The sequence below is a fragment of the Pseudomonas sp. K5002 genome (assembly GCF_013386655.1).
GTDB lineage: Bacteria > Pseudomonadota > Gammaproteobacteria > Pseudomonadales > Pseudomonadaceae > Aquipseudomonas.
The window spans coordinates 1-4,736 of record NZ_JACARK010000413.1 but is presented as its reverse complement, the minus strand read 5'-3'; the positions used below and the strand labels follow the sequence as shown (position 1 = coordinate 4,736).

Here is a 4,736-nt window from a genome sequence, read left to right as displayed (position 1 = left end):
CGCCAGCAAGGCGCGGTTCTTCTGCGCAGTGCTCGCACGGGCGATCAACCGCGAGGCCTGACGGGCAGCGCGACCCAGGCGGGTCATGTAGTCAAGAACGGACTCAGTCATGGTCTGGTGGGGTCTTGGCAAAGAGGAAAGCGGCAGATTATAGCTGTGACGCCGTCCTACGGACAGCGGTGAGGGGCGGATGGTCGAAATGAACTGTAAAAACCCGACGTTCAGCGGGAATTAAGGCTGGAGTTGTTATCATCCTGTCACATTTAGCCGTATTACCTTTGATCGCCATGTCCAGTTTCTCGCCGCTGATCCCCGCCAACGCCCTGCCCGACGGCTTTTTCGACCGTGACGCGCAACTGCTCGCGCGCGAATTGCTCGGAAAAGTCATTCGCCATCGTGTTGGTGATTTGTGGCTGTCGGCACGAATTATCGAAACCGAAGCGTATTACCTCGCCGAAAAAGGCAGCCACGCGTCCTTGGGCTACACAGAAAAGCGTAAGGCTTTGTTTCTGGATGGCGGGCACATCTATATGTACTACGCCCGCGGCGGTGATTCGCTGAACTTCAGCGCCCACGGTCCGGGCAATGCGGTGCTGATCAAATCAGCCTATCCGTGGGTCGACGAAGTCTCCGGCCCGGCCAGCCTGGCGCAGATGCTGCTGAATAACCCGGACGCCAGCGGCAGGCCACGACCCTCGCAAAAGCTGTGCGCCGGCCAGACCTTGCTGTGCAAGGCGCTGGGTTTGAAGGTGCCGATGTGGGACGCCAAGCGCTTTGACCAGGAACTGCTCTACGTGGAAGACGTAGGGCTGGCGCCAGCGCAGATCATCCAGACCACCCGCCTGGGCATTCCCGGTGGGCGCGATGAACACCTGATGTACCGCTTCGTCGATGCCGGTTATGCGCCGTATTGCACACGGAACCCGCTGCGCCGGGGCCAGGTCGAAGGCCGCGACTATTTTTTGATTTGAAAACATACATAAACCTGTAGGAGCCCGGCTTGCCCGGCGATAGCGGACTCAAGGACGCCATCGCCGGCAAGCCGGGCTCCCACAAGGACGATCTACAAAAGGGAGTTGATTGTATGGGCCCATGGCTCGATAGCATTACCGGCTGGCTGACCCTGAACCCGCAATGGCTGGCCGTGGCGGTGTTTATCGTGGCGTGCGTGGAGTGCCTGGCCATTGCCGGCCTGATCGTACCTGGCACGGTATTGCTGTTCGCCATCGCCGCCCTGGCCGGCAGCGGCGCACTGTCACTGGGAGAAACCCTGTTGCTGGGCTTCCTCGGCGGCGCACGCGCCAAGGACATCGACCTGCTGGCGATCCTCGGCAAACGCGCGATCGTTACCGGCTCGTTGTTGCGCTCACGCACCCGGGAAGAAAAAGCCGCGATTGCCGCACAACTGCGCGAACACGTGTGGCCGGTGCTGTCGGCCGGGCGTTGCCTGCCGATGATCGATGAGGTGTATGCCTATACCGACGCCGCGAAGGCCCATGCGCGCATGGAAGGTGGCGACCATATCGGCAAGATTGTGTTGCGGGTGGATTGATAAACATGCGGAAAAACGGTTTATAACGTCATCAGAACAAAACACTGCGGTTAATGGAGGCTTCATGAAACTGGTCGGCATGCTGGACTCGCCCTACGTGCGCCGCGTGGCCATTTCCCTGGAACTGTACGGCGTCGCGTTCGAACACCAGGCATTGTCGGTGTTCAGCACCTTCGATGAGTTTTCCGGGATCAACCCGGTAGTCAAGGCACCGACGCTGGTGCTCGACGACGGCACGGTGCTGATGGATTCCGGCTTGATCCTCGAGTACCTGGAAGCCCTGGCGCCGGCCGGCAGCCGATTGCTGCCCCCGTCAGCCCCAGCGCTTGCCAGGGATCTGCAAGTGATCGGCCTGGCGCTGGCAGCGTGCGAAAAGACCGTGCAGATCGTCTACGAACATCACCTGCGGCCCGCCGAAAAACTGCATCAGCCGTGGATCGACCGCGTGACCGGACAACTGCTGGCGGCCTATGCGTTATTGGAGGCGCGGGTGGCCGAGCGCGACAGCGACTTGCCGCTGACCCAGGCGAGCCTGACGGTGGCGGTCGCCTGGTCCTTCACCCAGCTGAAGATAGCCGACGTCGTGAAGGCCGATGCGTTTCCCCACTTGCAACGCCACGCGGCCCTCGCCGAGCAGCACCCGGCATTCGGCAAATACCCGATCGAGTAGCCCGTGCCTACCCGGCATACACCGGGTAATCGGTGAAGCCCACCTCGGTGCCGCCATACAGGCCGTCCGCGTTCAACGGGTTCAGCGGCCAACCGTTGAGCAGGCGTCGGGGCAAGTCGGGATTGGCAATGTACGGCCGGCCAAACGCGATCAGGTCTGCCAGCCCTGCCTCTACCAGCCGCACGCCGCGCTCTGCGGTGTAGCGGCCGGCGTAGATGATCCGGCCGCTGAAGGTGTCACGCACCGCCTGGCGGAACGACTCGGGCAACTCGGGGGCATTGTCCCAGTCGGCTTCGGCAATCGACACGTAGGCGATGCCGGCCGCCTCAAGCACCTTGATCGCCTCGATGTAGGTGTGATGCGGGTCTTCCTCGACGAGGCCGATGTAGACCCGGTCCTGGTCAGTGCCGCTGAACAACGGCGCAAAGCGCACACCCAGGCGCTGCGGGCCGACTACTTCGGCCACCGCCTCGACGATTTCCCGCAGGAACCGCAGGCGATTGTGCAGTGAGCCACCGTATTCATCGTCGCGCTGGTTGGAATGCGCCGAGATGAACTGGTTGACCAGGTAGCCGTTGGCCGAATGAATTTCCACGCCATCGAAGCCTGCGGCCAATGCATTTTTTGCAGCCTGGGCGTAAAGCCCCACCAACTCCTTGACCTCGGCGGTAGCCAGGGCGCGCGGCTCGGGTGGCTGCACCAACTTACCGGTGCCGGGCCCGGTTGCAACGAATGCCTTGGCTTGCTGCGGCTGGATCGCCGACGGCGCAACGGGTGCTGCGCCGTCGGGCTGCAGTTCGTGATGGGACACGCGGCCCACATGCCAAAGCTGGGCGAAGATCACGCCGCCTTCGGCATGCACGGCATCGGTCACGGTACGCCAGCCGTCAATCTGCTCCGGTGTGTAGATGCCCGGGGTCCAGGCGTAACCCTGGCCGCGAGGCTCGATCTGCGTGCCCTCGCTGACCATGAAGCCGGCGGTAGCACGCTGGCGGTAATAAAGCGCCATCAAGTCCGTGGCGATATCACCGGGCTGGGCACTTCGCTGGCGGGTAAGCGGCGGCAGGACGATGCGGTTTTTCAGGGTGTGGTGCCCCAGTTTGATCGGGGTACCTAAAGCGCTGTTGCTCATGGGGGGAAAGTTCCGGATTCAAATTTCAGACAAGCAGAAGCTGCCGGCTCCCGCTCAGGGGAGCCGCCAACAACGTACTTTTGGGGGGGACTCAGCGGGTTACGCGGTCAGCTTCAACAGCGCTTTGGCAACGTCACTGGAACTGGCAGGATTCTGCCCGGTGACCAGCAGGCCATCTTCAATCACAAAGGACTGCCAATCGGCACCCTTCTCATACGTGCCGCCCAGCGCCTTGAAATCATCCTCGATCAGGAACGGCACCACGTCGGCCAGGCCAACCGCTGCTTCTTCAGAGTTGGAGAAGCCGGTGACGCGTCGGCCCTTGACCAGCGGCTCGCCGTTGACCGCCTTGACGTGACGCAAGGCACCCGGGGCGTGGCACACAAAGCCAATCGGCTTGCCCGCACGCTCGAAGGCTTCGATCAGGGCGATGGAGGTTTTCGACTCTGCCAGGTCCCACAGCGGGCCGTGGCCGCCTGGGTAGAACACGGTGTCGAAGTCGCCGGCGTTGACCGACTCCAGCTTCACGGTGGTGGCCAGGGCCTGTTGCGCCGCCGGGTCAGCGGCGAAGCGGCGGGTCTGGTCGGTTTGCGAATCCGGCAGGTCGCTGACCGGGTCCAGGGGCGGCTGCCCACCGGCCGGCGAAGCCAGGGTCACGTCGGCCCCGGCGTCCTTGAACGCGTAGTAGGGAGCAGCAAATTCTTCGAGCCAGAACCCGGTCTTGCGGCCGGTGTTGCCAAGCTGGTCGTGAGAAGTCAAAACCATCAATACTTTCATGTGCCAGTGCCTCGGGGTGATGTGGGTTGGAATGGAATCAAGCTTAGGAGCCGGGCCAAAACCGCACAATGTCATGTCCGCAAGGATTCCGGACATTGCGCCAAGGCGGTTGCCGTTTCCCTGGCACACGCCGACAATCACCGCTCCGCGCCCCCTGGAGAGATGAGATGCACAGCATTGCGCTGATGGTGTACCCGAACTTTCAATCCTTGAGCCTCAGCCTGGGCTCGGTGTTCGAGTGCGCGAATCTGCTGCGTGGCGAGCAGGCGTATGAATTTCACCTGGTGTCGGAAAGTGGCGGCCCGATCATGACGTCCCAGGGCTTCTCGGTGAACAGTACGCCGATCCGGCCCGAGGGCTATGACACATTGATCGTCAGCGGTTACCTGGAGTTCCAACTGCCTGACGCCAGCCTGCCGAGGCTGGTCCAGGCGGCGTCCAAACAGTCGCGACGGATTGCTTCGTTGTGCATGGGCATCTTCGTGCTGGCCGAGGCCGGATTGCTCGAAGGCAAGCGCGCCACCACCCACTGGCTGCACGCACCGGCCTTTGCCAAGCGCTACCCGCAGATTCGCCTGGAGGAAGACAAGCTGTTCGTGGTCGAC

General features: G+C 62.4%; 7 protein-coding genes and 1 pseudogene. 5 read left to right on the top strand and 3 right to left on the bottom strand.

Annotated elements, in window-relative coordinates; translation table 11 throughout:
• The coding region (locus HX846_RS39625; RefSeq protein WP_256739839.1) for a hypothetical protein at window positions 1–111 on the bottom strand (111 nt) is incomplete at its 3' end.
• A gap of 176 nt (window positions 112–287) precedes the next feature.
• Between HX846_RS39625 and HX846_RS19090 the strand changes: the two genes are divergently transcribed.
• The 4 genes and pseudogenes from HX846_RS19090 (at window position 288) to HX846_RS19075 (ending at window position 2,222) form a co-directional block, all read left to right on the top strand.
• Window positions 288–971 carry a DNA-3-methyladenine glycosylase gene (locus HX846_RS19090; RefSeq protein WP_102369965.1) on the top strand — a complete coding sequence of 228 codons (684 nt, stop codon included), beginning with the start codon at window positions 288–290 and terminating at the stop codon, window positions 969–971.
• A gap of 113 nt (window positions 972–1,084) precedes the next feature.
• A pseudogene (locus HX846_RS40425) lies at window positions 1,085–1,294 on the top strand (phosphoesterase); the annotation flags it as partial.
• Complete coding sequence (locus HX846_RS40420) at window positions 1,274–1,552, top strand: zinc-binding dehydrogenase (protein WP_372241989.1); 279 nt, start codon at window positions 1,274–1,276, stop codon at window positions 1,550–1,552. The pseudogene HX846_RS40425 and the gene HX846_RS40420, both read left to right, overlap by 21 nt.
• Before the next feature lie 64 nt (window positions 1,553–1,616).
• Window positions 1,617–2,222: a glutathione S-transferase gene (locus HX846_RS19075; protein WP_008431431.1), complete on the top strand. Its 606-nt coding sequence runs from the start codon at window positions 1,617–1,619 to the stop codon at window positions 2,220–2,222.
• 7 nt (window positions 2,223–2,229) lie between these two features.
• Here HX846_RS19075 and HX846_RS19070 read toward each other — a convergent pair whose 3' ends face one another.
• On the bottom strand, window positions 2,230–3,354 hold the full coding sequence (locus HX846_RS19070) for an alkene reductase (protein ID WP_178965899.1): 1,125 nt from the start codon (window positions 3,352–3,354) through the stop codon (window positions 2,230–2,232).
• Window positions 3,355–3,453: 99 nt separating this feature from the next.
• Window positions 3,454–4,131: a type 1 glutamine amidotransferase domain-containing protein gene (locus HX846_RS19065; RefSeq protein ID WP_178965898.1), complete on the bottom strand. Its 678-nt coding sequence runs from the start codon at window positions 4,129–4,131 to the stop codon at window positions 3,454–3,456.
• A gap of 167 nt (window positions 4,132–4,298) precedes the next feature.
• Here HX846_RS19065 and HX846_RS19060 point away from each other — a divergent pair.
• Window positions 4,299–4,736, top strand: a 438-nt coding sequence (locus HX846_RS19060; RefSeq protein WP_178965897.1) for a DJ-1/PfpI family protein, incomplete at its 3' end; no start/stop codon positions are given.

Coding starts and splice junctions, on each gene's coding strand:
- HX846_RS19090 (WP_102369965.1), top strand. CDS start 288: ATGTCCAGTTTCTCGCCGCTGATCCCCGCCAACGCCCTGCCCGACGGC.
- HX846_RS19065 (WP_178965898.1), bottom strand. CDS start 4,131: ATGAAAGTATTGATGGTTTTGACTTCTCACGACCAGCTTGGCAACACC.
- HX846_RS19075 (WP_008431431.1), top strand. CDS start 1,617: ATGAAACTGGTCGGCATGCTGGACTCGCCCTACGTGCGCCGCGTGGCC.
- HX846_RS19070 (WP_178965899.1), bottom strand. CDS start 3,354: ATGAGCAACAGCGCTTTAGGTACCCCGATCAAACTGGGGCACCACACC.